General features: G+C 42.5%; 17 protein-coding genes. 8 read left to right on the forward strand and 9 right to left on the reverse strand.

Annotation, left to right across the window (positions count from 1 at the left end; genetic code table 11):
• Positions 1-30 precede the first annotated feature (30 nt).
• The gene (locus FD725_RS11555) at positions 31-705 is read right to left on the reverse strand and encodes a VWA domain-containing protein (protein ID WP_179048276.1); all 675 of its coding nucleotides are present in this window, start codon (positions 703-705) and stop codon (positions 31-33) included.
• A gap of 763 nt (positions 706-1,468) precedes the next feature.
• On the opposite strand from FD725_RS11555, the gene FD725_RS11560 reads away from it, so the two are divergent.
• Positions 1,469-2,839, forward strand: a complete 1,371-nt coding sequence (locus FD725_RS11560; RefSeq protein WP_179048277.1) for a response regulator — start codon at positions 1,469-1,471, stop codon at positions 2,837-2,839.
• A 118-nt stretch (positions 2,840-2,957) separates the two neighbouring features.
• Here the strand turns inward: FD725_RS11560 and FD725_RS11565 are convergent, their stop codons facing one another.
• The 3 genes from FD725_RS11565 to glyA form a co-directional block, all read right to left on the reverse strand.
• A complete protein-coding gene (locus tag FD725_RS11565) occupies positions 2,958-4,208 on the reverse strand; it encodes a competence/damage-inducible protein A (RefSeq protein WP_179048278.1) in 1,251 nt (416 codons plus the stop codon).
• A gap of 401 nt (positions 4,209-4,609) precedes the next feature.
• The gene (locus FD725_RS11570) at positions 4,610-5,656 is read right to left on the reverse strand and encodes a glycosyltransferase family 4 protein (RefSeq protein ID WP_179048279.1); all 1,047 of its coding nucleotides are present in this window, start codon (positions 5,654-5,656) and stop codon (positions 4,610-4,612) included.
• A 193-nt stretch (positions 5,657-5,849) separates the two neighbouring features.
• The gene (glyA, locus tag FD725_RS11575) at positions 5,850-7,133 is read right to left on the reverse strand and encodes a serine hydroxymethyltransferase (protein WP_179048280.1); all 1,284 of its coding nucleotides are present in this window, start codon (positions 7,131-7,133) and stop codon (positions 5,850-5,852) included.
• Positions 7,134-7,651: 518 nt separating this feature from the next.
• Between glyA and FD725_RS11580 the strand changes: the two genes are divergently transcribed.
• Both FD725_RS11580 and FD725_RS11585 read left to right on the forward strand, forming a co-directional pair.
• Positions 7,652-7,849 (forward strand): hypothetical protein, encoded by a 198-nt coding sequence (locus FD725_RS11580; RefSeq protein WP_179048281.1) that lies wholly within the window; start codon positions 7,652-7,654, stop codon positions 7,847-7,849.
• Between the two features lie 85 nt (positions 7,850-7,934).
• Positions 7,935-8,411 carry a Tic20 family protein gene (locus tag FD725_RS11585; RefSeq protein ID WP_179048282.1) on the forward strand — a complete coding sequence of 159 codons (477 nt, stop codon included), beginning with the start codon at positions 7,935-7,937 and terminating at the stop codon, positions 8,409-8,411.
• 171 nt (positions 8,412-8,582) lie between these two features.
• On the opposite strand, the gene FD725_RS11590 is transcribed toward FD725_RS11585, so the two are convergent.
• Positions 8,583-9,353: a fumarylacetoacetate hydrolase family protein gene (locus FD725_RS11590; RefSeq protein ID WP_179048283.1), complete on the reverse strand. Its 771-nt coding sequence runs from the start codon at positions 9,351-9,353 to the stop codon at positions 8,583-8,585.
• A 177-nt stretch (positions 9,354-9,530) separates the two neighbouring features.
• On the opposite strand from FD725_RS11590, the gene rpsF reads away from it, so the two are divergent.
• Entirely contained in the window at positions 9,531-9,857 is a 327-nt protein-coding gene (gene rpsF / locus FD725_RS11595; protein ID WP_179048284.1) for a 30S ribosomal protein S6, read from the forward strand.
• Between the two features lie 201 nt (positions 9,858-10,058).
• Positions 10,059-10,619 (forward strand): Npun_F5560 family protein, encoded by a 561-nt coding sequence (locus tag FD725_RS11600; RefSeq protein ID WP_179048285.1) that lies wholly within the window; start codon positions 10,059-10,061, stop codon positions 10,617-10,619.
• A gap of 495 nt (positions 10,620-11,114) precedes the next feature.
• Here the strand turns inward: FD725_RS11600 and FD725_RS11605 are convergent, their stop codons facing one another.
• The 3 genes from FD725_RS11605 to FD725_RS11615 form a co-directional block, all read right to left on the reverse strand.
• The gene (locus FD725_RS11605) at positions 11,115-11,468 is read right to left on the reverse strand and encodes an STAS domain-containing protein (RefSeq protein WP_179048286.1); all 354 of its coding nucleotides are present in this window, start codon (positions 11,466-11,468) and stop codon (positions 11,115-11,117) included.
• 825 nt (positions 11,469-12,293) lie between these two features.
• Positions 12,294-12,923, reverse strand: coding sequence for an HD domain-containing protein (locus FD725_RS11610; RefSeq protein ID WP_179048287.1), 630 nt, complete (start codon positions 12,921-12,923; stop codon positions 12,294-12,296).
• Positions 12,924-13,102: 179 nt separating this feature from the next.
• Positions 13,103-13,759 (reverse strand): DJ-1/PfpI family protein, encoded by a 657-nt coding sequence (locus FD725_RS11615; RefSeq protein ID WP_179048288.1) that lies wholly within the window; start codon positions 13,757-13,759, stop codon positions 13,103-13,105.
• Between the two features lie 99 nt (positions 13,760-13,858).
• On the opposite strand from FD725_RS11615, the gene FD725_RS11620 reads away from it, so the two are divergent.
• A complete protein-coding gene (locus FD725_RS11620) occupies positions 13,859-14,578 on the forward strand; it encodes a LuxR C-terminal-related transcriptional regulator (RefSeq protein ID WP_179048289.1) in 720 nt (239 codons plus the stop codon).
• 354 nt (positions 14,579-14,932) lie between these two features.
• Positions 14,933-15,562 carry a DedA family protein gene (locus FD725_RS11625; protein WP_179048290.1) on the forward strand — a complete coding sequence of 210 codons (630 nt, stop codon included), beginning with the start codon at positions 14,933-14,935 and terminating at the stop codon, positions 15,560-15,562.
• Between the two features lie 104 nt (positions 15,563-15,666).
• Here FD725_RS11625 and FD725_RS11630 read toward each other — a convergent pair whose 3' ends face one another.
• Entirely contained in the window at positions 15,667-16,869 is a 1,203-nt protein-coding gene (locus FD725_RS11630) for an argininosuccinate synthase (protein ID WP_179048291.1), read from the reverse strand.
• Positions 16,870-17,155: 286 nt separating this feature from the next.
• On the opposite strand from FD725_RS11630, the gene FD725_RS11635 reads away from it, so the two are divergent.
• Positions 17,156-17,707: a PEP-CTERM sorting domain-containing protein gene (locus tag FD725_RS11635; RefSeq protein WP_179048292.1), complete on the forward strand. Its 552-nt coding sequence runs from the start codon at positions 17,156-17,158 to the stop codon at positions 17,705-17,707.
• Positions 17,708-17,800 lie beyond the last annotated feature (93 nt).

Here is a 17,800-nt window from a genome sequence, read left to right on the forward strand (position 1 = left end):
AGCTGTGTAAGTGTCAAGCCGCGTTGCCAATTAGATAGAACCCCAGCCAATCGGCGGTAGTGCTACCTGTTCGTCTATCTGCGAGTGGGAAACTGCCGACATACTAGCCGATAACCAAACAAACATCTCAATAAAATTCAATCCTCTGAGTTTTAGGGGTGTCCTGACAGCTATTTGGTTTAACCGCGTCATGTTGGCATTTTCTACACCCACGCTAAAAAATGCCACACGTTTGCTAGCCTCATCTCCTTGCAAGCGGATAGCGGCTTGCTCTACAAGATGGTCTAATTCTCCTTGTGGTTCACCATCCGTAATCATAAACACCCACGGACGATAATAGGCCACCCCATTGGCACGATACAAAGATTTGCGTTCTTGCACCATATCCAAGGCTTTATGAATACCCGCACCCATACTAGTTAATCCTTGTGCTGTCAGAATGGGTGGGTTAAATTGATCAGCCGTCACAAAGTCTTGCACTACATTGATATGACTATCAAACGTCACGATCGCAATTTCTACTCGTCTGGCTGCTATGGAATTTTTCACCAATTCATCCTTTAAACTCAGCAAGCCCTGATTTAAAGCCTCAATAGCAGCACCTTGCATCGAGCCAGATGTATCGAGTAACAACACGCAAGGACAACGCGGTTCTGGGTTCTCAGCAAACTCCACTATTTCATCTAGGATTAAGGTATCATTCATAACGTTTTGTGTTATGTTATAGTCCAAAGCTCTATTTTCCTTTTTACAAAGTATATAGTTTTCACAGCCGAAGCCGACAAGACCAAAGGTAGATGTTTAGTGATAGCTAGTTTAGTCTTCATTCCACAAGTCGTTTTAACCGCAAGCTCTACATATTTTAGAAAATCTTAATCAGGATATAGAGTAAATCACAAATTGCCAGTTCCCATCAGGGACATTAACCCATCTACCAAAATTTATCTAGAGCAAACACAGAATATAATAAATGACTTGCATTTGCCTACATAATTCTTTAAAGATTTTATGTGGAATTTCTATTTTTATATATAGAAATAAAATTTAAAATGAAATTAATCATCATGACAAAAATACCTAATGTAATTGAAATAACTTCAATGCTAAATGTCTTGAATGTATTGGGTATGATAATTTAGTCAACGATTTGACACATCATAAATAATTTAAATTATCTAGTTGGTAAAATATGTATCTATATGCAGGAAAATTAAGTTTGTCAAAAGTCTCTAAATCTCACAAATATCCTCTATTAAAAATAGTTAGTCAATAGTCATTAGTCAATGGTCAATGGTCATTAGTCAATGGTCATTAGCAATTCTTATTCTCTCACTCCCTCACTCCCTCACTCCTGACTCAGCACTCAGCACTCCCTCACTCCCTCACTCCCTCACTCCCTCACTCAGCACGGGCTAAACGCCCCGCTTCCGCTAACAGCACTCAGCACTCACTACTCACTTTCAGCAATATGAATAATTACGGCACATTTACAGCACTACGTCCTCACGGTTTATTAAGACATTTATTTAGTTGTTTTGACACCACCTGTTTACAAGCTTTTAGTAACTCAGTTAATTGGTTAATTTACCTAGAAGATGGCGCAATCACCTATGCCACCCATTCTGTAGAACCATTTGACAGATTAGAACGGCATTTACGTCGCCTGAATCCGCAAATTCCCCAAATAACTAACGAAATTCGGGTGCAATTACGCCTGTTATTTGAAACTGAATTACAAAATCAATTAATCTACCAACCACCTGAGTATCAAGCTATTCATTGGCTAATAGATCAAGGATATTTGGATACCACACAAGCGACAGTGTTGATTCAGGAACTAGTCAAAGATGTGATTGAATCATTTTTGTTAATCAAAAGTGGTACTTACGAATTAAGTGATACACAACAGAAATTACCTCTAATTTGCCGACTGGATGTCATTAAAGTCATAGAACGTTGTCAAATGAGATTGCAACATTGGCAGTCTTGCGTCCCACAAATCACATCTCCCTATCAGCGTCCTTACCTGTTGATTAACGGCAAAAATTCTCCAGCACTTCAGCCGCAATTAACCCACTGGATGAAAGGTTTTAGTCTGCGTCATTTGGCGATCATCATGAATCAAGATGAAATCCAACTGGCTCAAAATTTATACCCTTACATCTTGACGGGAGAAATTATCTTACATGAGCCAGATCCACCATTTGATCAATTACCAAAAATTCCCACACAATTAACATCAACTCCTCAATACACAACTGAATTACTGCATAAAACATTAGTAGACACAGTAGTAGAACTGAGTAGTCATGCCAACCCCATTACCCCGATTTTAGCTATAGATAATTTAGCTCCTGTTGTGCGATCGCCACAAATTTCTGCGCCTGCCAAAGCCAGTCATCAAGAACTAACATTATCAAATACCACAAATCCTCATCCTGAAAGAGTAACAGCTATTACCAGAACTACCCAACAGATATACAAAATTGTTTCTGTAGATGATAGTCCGACAATTCTCAAAGAAATTAGCCATTTTTTAGAGAGTGAAAACTTTACGGTAGTAGCTATTAACGATCCTCTCAAAGCGGCTATGTCAATTATTCGCCACAAACCAGACTTAATTTTATTGGATCTCAATATGGCAGGAATTGACGGTTATGAACTATGTCGTATTATCCGCAACAATTCCCTGTTTAAAAACACTCCCATCATTTTCGTCACAGGCTACAAAGGACTAGTTGATAAAGTTAAAGCCAGATTAGTTGGTGCATCTGGATATTTGACTAAACCTTTTACCCGTGCAGAATTATTGAAAATGGTGTTCATGCACTTGACTTAAGGACTTCCAGATCAGAAAATATCCAAAACTTAGGGTGCGTAAACAGTTAATCAACACTGATAACTGATAACTGATAACTGATAACTGTTTACGCACTCTACCAACTCAACTGTGATTTTCACCTTGTCAACAATCGCCGCCGTAGCAAATCCAGGGCTGTACACGCACTTAAATGACGAATGAAAGAGCGATCGCGCATTGTGCCAAACTGATATTTATAACTTGTCACTTCATCCTTCGGGCCAGCTAAACCGATATAAACCAAACCCACTGGCTTAGTGTCTGTCCCTCCAGTCGGGCCAGCAATACCTGTGATACTCAAACCCCAGGTAGTAGAGAGGCGAGTTTTGACACCTATCGCCATTTGTTCGGCTACAGTGTTGCTGACTGCTCCCATTGTCTCTAAATCATCTGTGTTCACCCCCAACAACCCCACTTTTACAGAGTTATCGTAAGAAATCACACCACCCCAGAAGTAATCAGAACTACCAGAAATTTCCGTTAACATTTGCCCCAAACTACCACCAGTACAAGATTCTGCCACTGATAGAGTTTCCCCTGCCAACCGTAATAACTCACCCACAACAGCAGCTAAGGTATCATTATTCACTCCATAAAAATCTAAGCCAGCAATGTCTTTAATTTGCTGCTCAACGGGTGCAATCAAAACCTCAGCTTCTGCTTGTGAAGAGGCTTTAGCAGAAACGCGCAATCTCACCTCTCCCTTCCCCGCATAAGGTGCGACTGTGGGGTTGGGCAAATTTAAATAGGCGGTAACTTTCTCCGCCAAAGCTGATTCCCCAATTCCCCAAAACTTTAAACTACGGCTAAAGATAATTTCCTGACCCCAGCCTTGACTTTTGAGAAATGGTACTGCTGTTTCTGCCCACATCCGGTGCATTTCACTGGGAACACCGGGAAAAGTTAAAATTGTCACATCAGCACGAGGTTGCCAGATAATCCCCGGTGCTGTACCACTGGGATTTGGTAAAACATCTGCCCCTTGGGGAATCAAAGCTTGTTTGCGGTTACTGGGTGTCATCACCCGACCACGTTGAGTAAACTTCTGTGTTATGTCTTCAATAATTTCTGGGTGTTCTACCAAAGGCGCACCAAAAAAATCAGCGATAGTTTCACAAGTCAAGTCATCTGGTGTAGGGCCTAAACCACCAGTAAAAATGAGAATTTTCGCTCTGGAAATAGCAATTTCGATAACTTGCTTGATGCGTTCTGGATTATCCCCCACAACTGTTTGATTGTAATGGGGTATACCGAGTTGGGCTAATTGTTGCGCCAGATATTGAGCATTCCCGTTGAGGATATCCCCTAAAAGCAATTCAGTACCAACACAAATAATTTCTGCACTCATGTAATTAGGTGATAGGTGATAGGGAATAGGTGACAGGTGATAGGTGACAGGTGATAGGTGACAGGTGATAGGGAAAAGCCAACCGCCTACAGGGTGTTAGCGTAGCGGGATGTAATACGGCGTGAGTTCGACGACTGGAAAAAACCCCTCTCCAAACCTCTCCCCTAAAAGGAGAGAGGCTTTAAAACCTTGATTTTTCGTTGATATTTTATGTTTTTGACTCCCCTCTCCGCGTCGGAGAGGGGTTGGGGGAGAGGTCAAAAAAGACTTGTCGAACTCACGTTAATACGGCTTTGAACCTCTATTTTTTCATGAAAACTCTTAATTACGAATTACGTAGGCGCAAGCCTTCCCGTAGGGTATTACGTAGCTTGCTTCTCGCCTTTGGCGAGTATTACGAATTACTTTTGCTGTGAGAGTTTCCACACTCGCCACACGACATAACTTAGCAACGAAGTCGCACCACAAGCGTAAGCAACGCTGCTGGGAACACCAGCGACAACCAAGGCTAAACTTCCCACCCACAGAGTTAGGGAATAAATAAACAAAACCGTCCAGCGATGAGATAAACCGGCTTGTAGCAATCGATGGTGCAGGTGGCGTTTATCTGCTACCCAAGGTAATTTACCCCGGCGAAGGCGTGACAAGATCACTGCTGACATATCGACAATGGGAACTGCCAAAATTAAATAAGGCAAAATGACGGCGGTGAAAGCAGGAATCTTGACTAAACCAATCACACCGACAGCCGCTAAGGTAAAGCCCATAAAATAAGAGCCACCATCACCCATAAAAATTTGTGCCGGGTTGAAATTGTAGCGCAGAAATCCCAACGCTGCACCAGCTAAAGCAGCCGCAATCAAAGCTGCTGCGGGTTGGTGCATAAATAGAGACACCAGTAGCATCACTACAGCCGCAATTCCCGATACTCCCGCCGCTAAACCATCTAAGCCATCAATCCAGTTAATAGCATTTACCATCCCCACCAACCAAATCACGGTGATAGGTAAACTTAGCCAATTCAAATCAACTATTCCCATCGTGGGAACGGTAATAAAATCTATGCTGACACCTGCTTTCCATGCACCAGCCGCAACAATGACTTGAATTAGCAAGCGTCCTAAGGGAGAGAGACTTAATAAATCATCAGCTAACCCAATGAGAAAAAAGCCTAGTCCACCCAAAGTTACACCCCAGACTTGCCATTCCTTCTCAGGAGGCAAATTACCAAATCCACCCATCCACCACACAATGAGTAAAGAAATGATTGTCCCAGCGAAGATAGAAACTCCTCCCAAGCGTACCATTGGCCGATCATGGATTTTGCGATCGCCCGGTCTATCGACACGTCCACTTTTTATACCAATATTCCTCACATCCGGCGTAGTCCAGAGAACGACTACCGCAGCCACAAGAAAGGCAATCAGATGATAAATCTGAGCAGGCATCTGTATTTTTAATGAGTAGTTTATGAAACAAAAATCTATCGAGGATGTTTCCTACTTATTTTTACTATATTTCCGACCCTGATCAGTGAGGAATTTGGGAGTGGGGATTGGGGGATAGGAGGATGGGGTGATGGGGAGATGGGGAGATGGGGAGAAAGAACCTATACAAGTATTTTCTCCTTGTCCCCTTTTTTTATGCCAAGACTGGTACAGGAATTTCCAAGTGCGGATACAAGGGGAAGCGATCGCATAATGCGGCTACTCGTTGGCGGCAATCTTGGGCTACTGTGTCTGATTCTGGGTTGAGTAGGCGATCAGCGATAATATTGCCAATCTCGGTAAACTCTGCCACTCCTAAGCCGCGTGTCGTCATAGCTGGTGAACCTAGTCTTAAACCACTGGTAACAAATGGTGATTGGGGATCGAAGGGAACTGTATTTTTATTAGCGGTAATATTTACTTCACTGACTAGTTGATCGGCTCGTTTTCCAGTCATGTCTATAGACCGTAAATCTACTAACATCAAATGATTATCAGTGCCATCTGATACCAGTTTTAAGCCCCGATTTTGTAGTTGAGTGGCTAAAGCACGGGCATTTTCAATGACTTGCGCTGAATATGTTTGAAATTCTGGTTTTAAGGCTTCACCAAAGGCAACTGCTTTACCCGCAATCACGTGTTCTAATGGACCCCCTTGACTACCAGGAAACACTGATTTATCTAGCTTTTTACCGAGTTCGGCATCACGAGTCAAAATTAAACCACTTCTGGGGCCTCGGAGGGTTTTGTGAGTGGTGGTGGTAACTACATCACAGTGGGGAATGGGATCAGGATGGAGTCCACTAGCAACTAAACCGGCAATGTGAGCAATATCCGCCAGCAAGTAAGCGCCGACTTCATCAGCAATGCTGCGGAACTTGGCAAAGTCAATAATTCGTGGATAGGCAGAATAACCACAAATCAAGAGTTTGGGACGTTCTTTTAATGCTAAATCGCGGATTTGGTCATAGTCTAGTCGTTCTGTTTGTTGACTGACACCGTAGTGACTCACTTGGAACCACTTACCAGAAACATTCACTGGGGAACCGTGGGTGAGGTGTCCACCGTGAGACAAATCCATCCCCATAATTTTGTCCCCTGGTGCCAATAAACTCAGGAAGACAGCAAAATTAGCTTGAGCGCCAGAATGAGGTTGGACATTGGCATGAGCCGCACCAAATAGCTGTTTAGCCCGGTCAATGGCTATTTGTTCAATTTTGTCAACAAACTCGCAACCGCCGTAGTAACGCTTTCCAGGTAGCCCCTCAGCGTATTTATTTGTCAGTACCGAACCCTGAGCCGCCAAGACAGCCGCAGAGGTAAAGTTTTCGCTAGCAATTAACTCCAAATGATCGCGTTGACGTTGAAGTTCTTGATTGATTAATCCGGCGATCGCTGGATCAGAATTAGCCAAAAAATCTGAATTCGTCTTAGTCACGTCGCTTCGCTCCCTGCAAAATTAACAATTTCTATAAGTATATTCAGAGCTTTGTCATCACTATTCTTTAACTCCCACCCCCTTAAACCCTGACCAAATCAGTTACCAGTTAACAGTTATCAGTTAATTAACAAAAATCTTGGTACAAGGTCACTGTTCACCGTTCACTATTCACTGTTTACAACCCCACACCTCTTTTATTCACACTAACAACAAGTAATAATTTATGTATGCCTGTTTACCTAAAGACTTAATCTCCAGGATATACAACATACAATAAATTAAGGTTCACTTGACGATTTTTTTGTGAGTGTTCCCATTTTTATCGCCAAGATTGCTAGAGCTTCGTCAAGATCAACCGAAGTAAGTAAGTTAGCAAAATAAAATCACCCAATGTAAAGAAAAATCAAATAGGCAAAAACCCTTATACCCAATACCCAATCCCCAGTACCCATTACTCAATGTTTCTACCCCTGGAGAAATACAGTTAAAATTTAGGACTTACAGGAGGGATTTAGATGCTAGTCATTTTAATGGAAGATCAAATCCTCCCACCTGAGCAGGTTTGCCAATCTTGTTTACTCGCTAATGGGAGAGGTCAACCCCGATGGCTTGGAGGTAAACTTAGCTGTGGTCAAGCTATTCGCAAACTTGCCGAACAGCAGCCAGAGCAGTATGAATGTTTAATGGGTTTTCGCATTGCCCATATAGAATAAATCATAACTTCTTCAGTAAGACTGAGTAACTGCGTTATCCTAAGCTCAAGGAACTAATGAAATTTAGCCACAGGAGAACGCAATAATGACATGGCGTGGTTCTACAACAATTTCCGATAGAATTTTTGCTTGTTTACCTTATCTACTTCCTATAATTGAGGTTTTTGTGTTTGGGGAATTTTTGTTTAGGCAGTTTCCCGCCTTGCAACTGATATTTTTCCCCCTAATTCCCTTGTTGAGAATCTACTACGGCGTTCGTTATGCAGGCTTAATTATTTTCTTTGCTTTATGGTTGTTAGTGGTCAGAAACGAGAAAATCAGTCATTTTATTCGTTTCAATACCATGCAAGCCATACTTTTAGACATTATCATCTTTTTATTCGGTATTCTTACAGATGTTGTTGGTCTCATTCCCGCCGGCGGGTTTGCGATCCAAACTTTATACACAACTATTTTTCTCGGCATTATGGCAGGAGTTATTTACTCCATCGCTCAGTCTCTGCTAGGACGTTACGCGGAAATTCCTGCTATCTCAGATGCAGTTTATATGCAAGTGCGATAAGTCGTGCAAATTACATCAAATCAGGTAATAGACATCTGGAGAAAATGAATGTAGAGACGTTGCAGTGCAACGTCTCTACAAGGATCTCGGGCAATGCAGAATTAAATACGGTCGCTGTCTAATAGGTATTTGGTAAGAATTTGCTCTCAATTACCAATTACCCATTACCAATTACTGAGCCACAGTGTTTTCCAAACGACCAATCCCTTCTATTTCCACACGGACGCGATCGCCTGGCTGCATTGCGCCGACACCCTCTGGTGTACCTGTTAGCACCACATCACCAGGTAGCAAAGTCATGACTTGACTGATGTACGATACTAAAAAATCAGGGGCAAACACCATCTGATCAATCCCGGCCGACTGAATGGGATGAGCATCATCATTCAAAAAAGTCTGTAATCTTGCTCCTGGACTCAAATCTCGGACTATCCAAGGGCCAAGTGGACAAAATGTATCAAACCCTTTAGCTCTAGTCCATTGACCATCTTTTTTTTGTAAATCTCTGGCTGTGACATCATTGGCAATGGTGTAACCCCAAATTTTAGTTTGGGCTACTTCTGGTGTGCAATTGCAAGCGCGCTCGCCAATCACCAATGCTAATTCACCTTCATAATCAACTCGTTGCGACTGGGGTGGATATTTAATCTCAGTTTCCGAAGCAATAATTGATGTTGGCGGTTTCAGAAAAATTAACGGTTCGCTGGGAACTAATGTTCCCATCTCGGCTGCATGATCCGCGTAGTTCTTCCCAACTGCAACAATTTTAGAGGGGGCGCAGGGCGCTAGAATCAGGTAATTGTCTGGTTCTAAAACTAAGTCTGTGGGTTGTCCATGCAACCAAGGTGGAGCATCTAACACCTGCACATTGAAAGATAGTTGTAGCAACCCGTAGTAAATCTTGCCTTCACGATTTTGAACTCGCACATAGCGCTGCGCCATAACTTTGATAAATATCCTTGGTATTTCGGCAGATAGAGCTGATGATTCAGATTTAAAACTGGTAAGATTATAGTTCCTTGTTGCTTCAGATGTTGATGAATACAGATGGTTTTGACCAAAACTAACTTAATCAATTGACATCGGCAGCCAGTTTGTCCAAAAGGAGACTTGAGATCAATGTCCACAGTTTACGAAACAATATACATCCTACGTCCTGACTTGACAGATGAACAGGTAGAGCTAGCGATCGCTAAATACCAAAACATCCTCCAAGAACAAGGTGCTACTGACTTAGAAGTGCAAAATCGTGGTAAACGCCGTCTTGCTTATGAAATCAAAAAGCATCGTGATGGTGTGTACGTTCAATTTAACTACAATGGCCCTGGCACAGCGATCGCCATTTTAGAACGCGCTATGCGGTTAAGCGAAGAAGTCATTCGTTATCTAACAATTAAGCAAGAAGTAGTGACAGAAACAGCAGACAAAGTTGCTGTGACCGCTTAATATAAGTCTTGAGTAATACAACTGAGTGTGAAGTTCTCTAACTCAACACTCAGTAGTAGATCAAGTCAGACTAAAAAATTTTACCTTTTGGCTTTTTTTTGATTTAGTTGGGAATGCTAAGTCAACAAGTACTTGCCAAAAGCAGTACTATTGCAGTTAGACATAGGGTTCGCCATTCGTCAATAGGAACTGTAAGCAACCGTGAGCCAAACAGATACATCCAACATCCAAGCTCTATCTACGGAAATGTCGCAGCTGCGTCAAGAATTGCAGATCCGCGATCAATTAGTGCAACAGCTATCTCAAGAACTCTTCCGGCTAGTCAAGGGCAATAATAATTTTATGCCCCAACGGTCTGAGCTTGAACAAGATTTCACTCAGTTACAGGCACTAAGAGAACAATTGCAAGCTGTTGAGCAGCAAGTGACATTCTATCAGGAGCAGATTGCCTCTCGTGACACCGAAATCTACCAACTGCGTCAATCAGTACAAGAACTGACAGATCGTAGTCGGATGTTGGAGCAAGTAGTCCAAGAATTACCACAAATTTACCGCCGTAAGTTTGAAGAACGTATGGCTCCAGTCAGAGAAAAAGTAGCCATCCTCCAGCGAGAAAACCGGCAACTGCAAGCTGAACTACAAAGCGTGAGCTATCGTTTAGCACTCAAAACCCGCACTTCTAGCCATAGTGGCATCGATTTACCTAATTTCCCTCGTCCAGCATCGCCACAAGACGGTATGCCTAGCGTGCAAAATGCCTGATTCTAAAAATTTCAGTAAGAAACGTTATAACTTTAACAGATATCAAAAACTACTAGTTTTATCGAACAGAATTCAGAAGTCAGTATGAATTCTGTACAACTTGGTGACGAATATTTGGTTTTAAACCCCCATCCTTAGTGGGCGAAAAAAATTAAAATCTTCTTCCTAATTAAAACTCTATCCTTTTATGGGTAGGTATCCTGTATTCTGACTACTTTATTCTGACTCCTTTTTATGAGTTTTCTCCTGTCCAGTGCAGTATGGGTAGTAAAGAAGTTTAGGTAGTAACTTCCCCTATTTCCCACTGCACCAGATGTAGACATCACAGCCAAGATCAATTTTGACTAGCTGCAAAGTGTATGGAATCAGTCAGAATTAGAAGGCGATCGCTACGTAATTTGCCATGCGGTTACGGCAATGGTAATCAACCAAGATAATTTTTCCGAATTACCAATTTTTATTGACATTGCCATCTACCTTTCGTAAGATAATAGACTAGCCAACTAAAGCAAAATTACTATCATTAGCCAGAGTTAGAGTATCTTCGTAGGTGTCGAAAATTTCAAATACAGAGTCTAGTTGAGTCAGTTCTAAAATTAGTCTTACTGGAGTTTGTACGTTGCAAAGAACCAAGCGACAGCCAACTTGACGAGCAGATGTCAGCCCTTTAACCAGGGAAACTAACCCAGAGCTATCCATAAAATCTACCTCTGCCAAATCAATTACCCAAATTTGATGCGGTTGAGAGACTGCTTGAGTCATTTGCTCACTTAAAGCCAAACCACCTTGTAAATCCATACTTCCCTGTGGTTTGAACACAACTACTTGCCGTTCCTGTGTAAGAGTCATAATTTTAACTGAGTATATTGCACGCTTAACAAAAGCAGAAAGGTGATATTAACATTGCTCCGAGTATGAACTGCATAATTGCTGCTATATTCATATAAGCGTGAAAAGACAGCTATGCAATCGACCATACTCCTGTAAGTGTTAACATCGTATAATTTGTCTTAACCTTTCTCAATATAGGCACAAACGCCTAATGAATTCGGTATCAATCGTATCTTTTACAAAATTTTTATATTTCTCTAGGGCTTTTATGAATTTTTCATAATTAAGTTCTTGATTTATGTCTTTAATTATGCAGTTGTGCTAGTAACTGCTGCATACTATATTGTCAATACTAAATAAGATATAAATATTATATTCAATAAGCAGTAGATACCATAGATTGAAACTTATCTTATCTGCAAGAGTGACTGATAGCGTTGGCGAATTCTCCAGACAGCTAAACTGAACCGATTAGTTCAGCAATGAAACGATTGAAAACCTTCTGAGCAGTTTTATACCCAGTAGCTTGCTTACATAACTTCAGTTCGGCTTTTTTGCCGATTTTCAATTAATCTTAGCGTAGGCGTAGCCCACCGCAGGCATCGCAATGCTTACCTAGTTTCTCATGGTTCATATCTAGCAAGGTTTTTGGCTTTTTTTAACCGTCGAACTCCTAAGAAAACATACGTTTTCTTAGGAGTTCCCGCAGCTGCGCCTCCGTTGGAGACTCATACCAATTTCCTTTAAATGTGAAACAGTAGAGACGTTGCATTGCAACGTCTCTACATAATTCATGTGTATCATGATTAACGTGAAATGGTATCACGTTAAATTTATTCAAAATTACTCAGTAAATGTATTGCGAGCCAGCATCTCGTTCCAATTAGGTGAGATAAATCCATGCACGCAACTGTGCCCCACTTCCGCTAGCCAGGTGAGTGCAGCAGCTTGAGGTTTTCGCTTGACTTGAGAGGCTAATAATTCGGTCATCGCTCTATTGAAGTCGAGTCGAGGATACGCTTCAATCACTTGCTCAACGGTTTCTGGAGGAATGTCAAAAATCCGCATTCCCAACACATCGGCACCTGCTCCTAAATGCACTAACGCAGTTTCCGGCTGTTTGCGGGAGGCAATGCCAATAGAGGTATGAAGGGCGATCGCATCCCAAACCACTTCTGCTTTTGACTCTGGCAATCCGTGTTCCAAAACAAAAGCTCGTGCTGCATCTGCACCATCGACTTCAAATCGTTGTTCCCCATCAAATCGTTCCGTTAATCCTAAGTCGTGCATCACGGCACTAAGATACAGAAGTTCGCGATCATATTTGAGTCCATCCCGTTGACCCAGTAAATTACCAAACAAAAAGCTCCGAATGCAGTGATGGCACAAAAAGGTGGGTGAAATTTCTGTAACCAATTGCGTTGCTCTCTGGCAAATTTCGCTATCTGGAATTGCCTCGTGAATTAAGGACATATTTGTTTCCTATAATGTTGAATGGTTTGAGACAGTGTTTATAGTTCTGTCCTGAAGTGACAGAAGGCTTCGTCTATTTTTTGCACGTTGCTGCTGGAGAAACCCCAAAGTGCCGTTGCCACAGACGGCGGAAATGAGGGGCATCCTCAAAACCACGCCGTTTTTTAGTCTCGTCGAACTCACGTTAAACCCAATGTTCCCGTCGCGTACAACAGCGCCTTCTTGACTAAATCAGGCCCCGCTTTTTCGGGTGAACCGACATCAAATGGCGGGGCTGGATCGTACTCCATTAACAGTTGAGCGATCTTAGCGCTTTCTTGACCACACAGCACTTCAGCAATCGTTAAACCAAAATCAATCCCTGCTGTCACACCTCCACCCGTCATGCGGTTGCGGTCAATCACAACTCGCTCCGTTCCAACCTCAACGCCCAACTTTGCGAGTTGTTCCCGTGCTGCCCAGTGAGTCGCGGCTCGATAGCCTTGGAGTAGTCCTGCCTTTGCCAGAAACTCAGACCCCCCGCACACAGAGGTGACAAATTTTGCGTTACTTCCCTGTTTATGAAAAAATTCCAGCACTTCTTTGTCGTCTACAACTGCCATCTGTCCAAAGCCGCCACCGACACAAATCACGTCCAAGGGCGGGCAATTTTCAAAAGTTGTATCCGGCACAATTATCATGCCATCATCGGTTTTGATCGGGTCTAGCGTTTTCCAGATGCGGTGGATCTCGACACCGGGAAGCGAACTAAATACGGTTTGGGGCCCCACAATATCTAGTGCTGTCATGCCAGGATAAAATACTAAACCAACAATGTGCTTTTGTGAGTCAGTCATGAATTCATCTCCTAATGGCGATCGCCGTGAAATCTATCCTTATACTAGGAATGACAACCGACCGCGCCTAGTCCTCGATCGAGTACTCTTGTCGCTACTATGACAAATTCTTTACAGCTTTTATTTGAAGCAATCAATCAGGTGAAAGATGAACATGAGTTGCGAACGCACCTCGTACCAAAAATTCGTGAGCATTTTAATACCAAGCGTTCGGGAATCTTCTTCTTCGACCAGCTTGTAAGCGATCGCCGGTTTCAAAAAGTTCTGAACATTGCACTCTCGACCGAACATAATCCTGTAGTGCGTTATATCACGGAGCGTCATACTCCGGTTCACGAAGGATTGGTCACATCCCCGAAAGCTTGGGCAATCATTTGTCCCCGTCCCGATCATTGGCATGTGATGGCAGGCCCGATCCTTGATCGCGGTCAATTAGTCGGTACAGTGGGCTGCACGCGTGACAAGTTAATGCCTGCCTTTGACAGCCAAAATATAGCGGATTTGAGTGCCGTCTGTTTACACTTATCGGTTTGGACAACAACAGTTAGATTAAGGCACGCAACTCCAATACAACAGCAGCACCAACCGTTTAGCAGCAATCGCTTAACGCCTCGTGAGTTGCAGATTGCCAACTTGGTTGCCTTGGGACGAACTAACGCAAAAATAGGAACAGAACTTTGGATTACTGAAAATTCTGTTAAGCAAGCTTTGAAACGAATGTTCCGTAAGCTTGAGGTGTCGTCTCGTGCAGAGATGGTGGCACTGCTTTCTACAACACAACACGATTTAGCAAGTGTAAAACTATCTTCCTTGGACTAAGGTGCTGAGTGCTCCTTGTGAGTGTGTTGATTCAATGCCTGCACGTTGGTTGTAAGTAGCTTTCCACTCAGGCGTTTGTTGAGCTTGTCGTCGAGATTGGAGTGCTATATGTTGCACTTGAGGAAGAAAGGTCAACCAACTAATCGAGTGCGAAACTCACTAAAGACTTATCTAAGCGTTCAGAATTTAATTATCCTATCGCTGCGAAAGTAACCAGAATTTTCGTGCAATATTACGTTGCCAAAATTGTTAAGCAATATTTCGCCAACAGTGTCGAGTGGCTTGATTGACACCCCAGCCCAAACGAGACAAGATAGACTGTAAGGTAAAAAATTGTAAAGGCGGCGGTGCGGGATGTCTCTTGAACTGATTTCACTAGAAAACATCCAAGAGTTTGCCCATCAGTACGGTTACTGGGCTATTTTTGTCGGGATTTTACTAGAAAATTTGGGTCTTCCCATTCCTGGTGAAACTGTAACTCTGGTGGGTGGATTTTTAGCTGGCAGTGATGAACTGAGTTACTGGATAGTTCTTGGTGTCGCCGTGACTGGAGCCGTAATTGGTGCTACCTGCGGCTACTGGATTGGTAAATTAGGCGGCTGGCCTCTCCTACTAAAAACAGGTAAGATTTTACGAATTTCCGAGGAAAGACTGTTAAGTATCAAAGAACAATTTAGTCAAAATGCTGCCAAAGCAGTATTTTTTGGGAGATTTTTTGCACTATTGCGAATTTTTTCCGCACCCCTAGCTGGTATAGCCGGGATGCCTTTTAGCAGATTCTTTGCTTATAACTTAGCAGGGGCAACTGTCTGGGCTAGCTTGATGGTGACATTAGCCTTTTTCGCAGGTAAGGTCATCTCCCTCGAACAATTAGTGGCTTGGGTAGGACAGTTTGCGATTGTAGCTTTATTAATAGTTGCCGCCGTGATTTTTGTCCCCCTATGGTGGGAGTCTCGTCAAGTGAAACGTGCAGCAGAGGAGTAGGGAGTGAGGGAGTGAGGGAGTGAGGGAGTGCTGAGTACTGAGTCGTGACTAATGAGTCATGACAATCCCCTATCCCCTATCCCCTATCCCCTATCCCCTATCCCCTATCCCCTATTCTGCTGCGCCCAGATACGGGTTGGTAATCCCCAGACGTAGATAAAACCTTCAGCTGCTTTGTGATCAAATTGGTCTTCAGCGCCGTAGGTTGCTAAATCGGGAGTGTAGAGTGTATTATCGCTCCAACGTCCAACGATGGTGGCATTACCTTTAAATAGTTTGATTCTGACAGTTCCTGATACTCGTTCTTGTGTCTTTTGAATAAAGGCATCTAAAGCAGCTTTCAGGGGACTGTACCACAAACCGTTGTAAACTATTTGGCTATAGGTTTCTTCAATGCCTCGTTTGTAATGGCTTACGTCTGCAGTTAAGGTGAGGCTTTCTAAGTCGCGGTGGGCTTGAATTAACACTAACATCGCCGGAGATTCGTAGATTTCTCGTGATTTGATGCCTACTAAACGGTTCTCAATCATGTCGATACGTCCAACACCATGACTTCCTACAAGGTGATTGAGTTGTTGAATTAATTCAACAGGTTCTGGAGATGTACCATTGAGAGTGGTGGGAATGCCTTGAGTAAAACCAATTTCAATGTATTCTGGTTCATTGGGAGTGTCAGCGATCGCTTTGGTCATTTCATAAATTTCTTCTGGTGGCTCAAATTGGGGATCTTCTAACACACCAGCTTCAATACTCCGTCCCAGCAAATTCTTATCAATACTGTAGGGAGAAGACTTCTTCACTGGTGCGGGGATGCCAAACTGTTCACCATAAGCGATGGTTGCTTCCCGACTCATTCCCCATTCCCGTGCTGGTGCAAGGATTTTTAAATGAGGATTCAGCGCCGCACAAGAGACATCAAAGCGGACTTGATCATTCCCTTTACCTGTGCAACCATGAGCGATCGCATCTGCACCATACTTCTGTGCAGCTTCCACTAATATCTTAGCAATTAAGGGACGAGCTAAGGCTGTTCCCAGAGGATAGCGATTTTCATACAGGGCATTTGCCTGAATCGCCGGAAAAGCATAATCTCTGATAAAGCTGTCTTTGACATCCGCTACTAAGGACTCACTTGCACCTGATTTTAGTGCTTTTTCTCGAACTGGTTCTAATTCATCTCCTTGACCTAAATCTGCGGCTAGTGTGATGACTTCTTCTACACCCCACTCCTGTTTTAGATAGGGAATGCAAACAGAGGTATCTACCCCACCAGAATATGCTAAAACAACTTTTTTGGCGCGACCCATTGCTTTCTCCACTCAGGAAAACAAAATAATGAGTCAATATTATATCTAACTCCACCGTGTATATTTTTTTTATGCAACTAGTATTGGCAAATTAACTAAAGTCGCAGATTTTCTGTAATCTCTGCTGAAATCCTGATAACGCGCCCAATCACTTTATCTGCCAGCTTGAATAACCGGGCAATTTTGCTTAACCATTAATTCTATTTTTCTTAACCTTTTCTCACTAGTTCAAAGCTTATCTATGTGACATTGCAAAATTCACTTCTTAGCTTTGGAGCTTTGTCTGATGAAATTAACGCAAAATTTTGGCATTGCTACTTTTGCTATTGCCATTTCTTTAGCTACTGTGGAAGTTAAACCAACCCAGGCGGCTGTAATTGATTATAAATTCACTGTCAATGCTACATCTGGTAGCCAGTACTTTGGTTCTTTACGCTATGATGACACCAATTTAAATGGCATAGGTGCAGAGAACCTAGATGTTAGCAACGGACTATTATCCGTTGTGTTTGATTATTTGGGTACTCAATATACAGAAGTAGATGATTTTGATTACATCTCAGGAGTTGCCCCTTTCATCAGTTTTCAAGATGGCAAACTTTTAGGACTTAGCTATTTAGTTGAAGATCAGTTTTTCATTGGTGGTGATTTAAATACCCCATCTACAGGAGGAGACAAGTTTTATACTATTTTGAGTGCTGACTTACTATCTGCTAACGAAGCGGGTACAGTCAGTTATTCTAAAGTACCAGAACCTTTAGCTCTTTTTGGTACAGCGATCGCTACTGTGACTGGATTGTTGGTAAATCGCCAAAAAAAAGCATCGGCAAGTAACTAAAAATTGCCCTTGTGATTAATCGGGAAAACAACAGTAGAAACCCTACTGTGTTTTCTTACTTGCTATTTTTGCTCCTATGTAGTACAATTGTAC

This window comes from Nostoc sp. TCL26-01, assembly GCF_013393945.1.
Taxonomy (GTDB): Bacteria; Cyanobacteriota; Cyanobacteriia; order Cyanobacteriales; family Nostocaceae; genus Trichormus.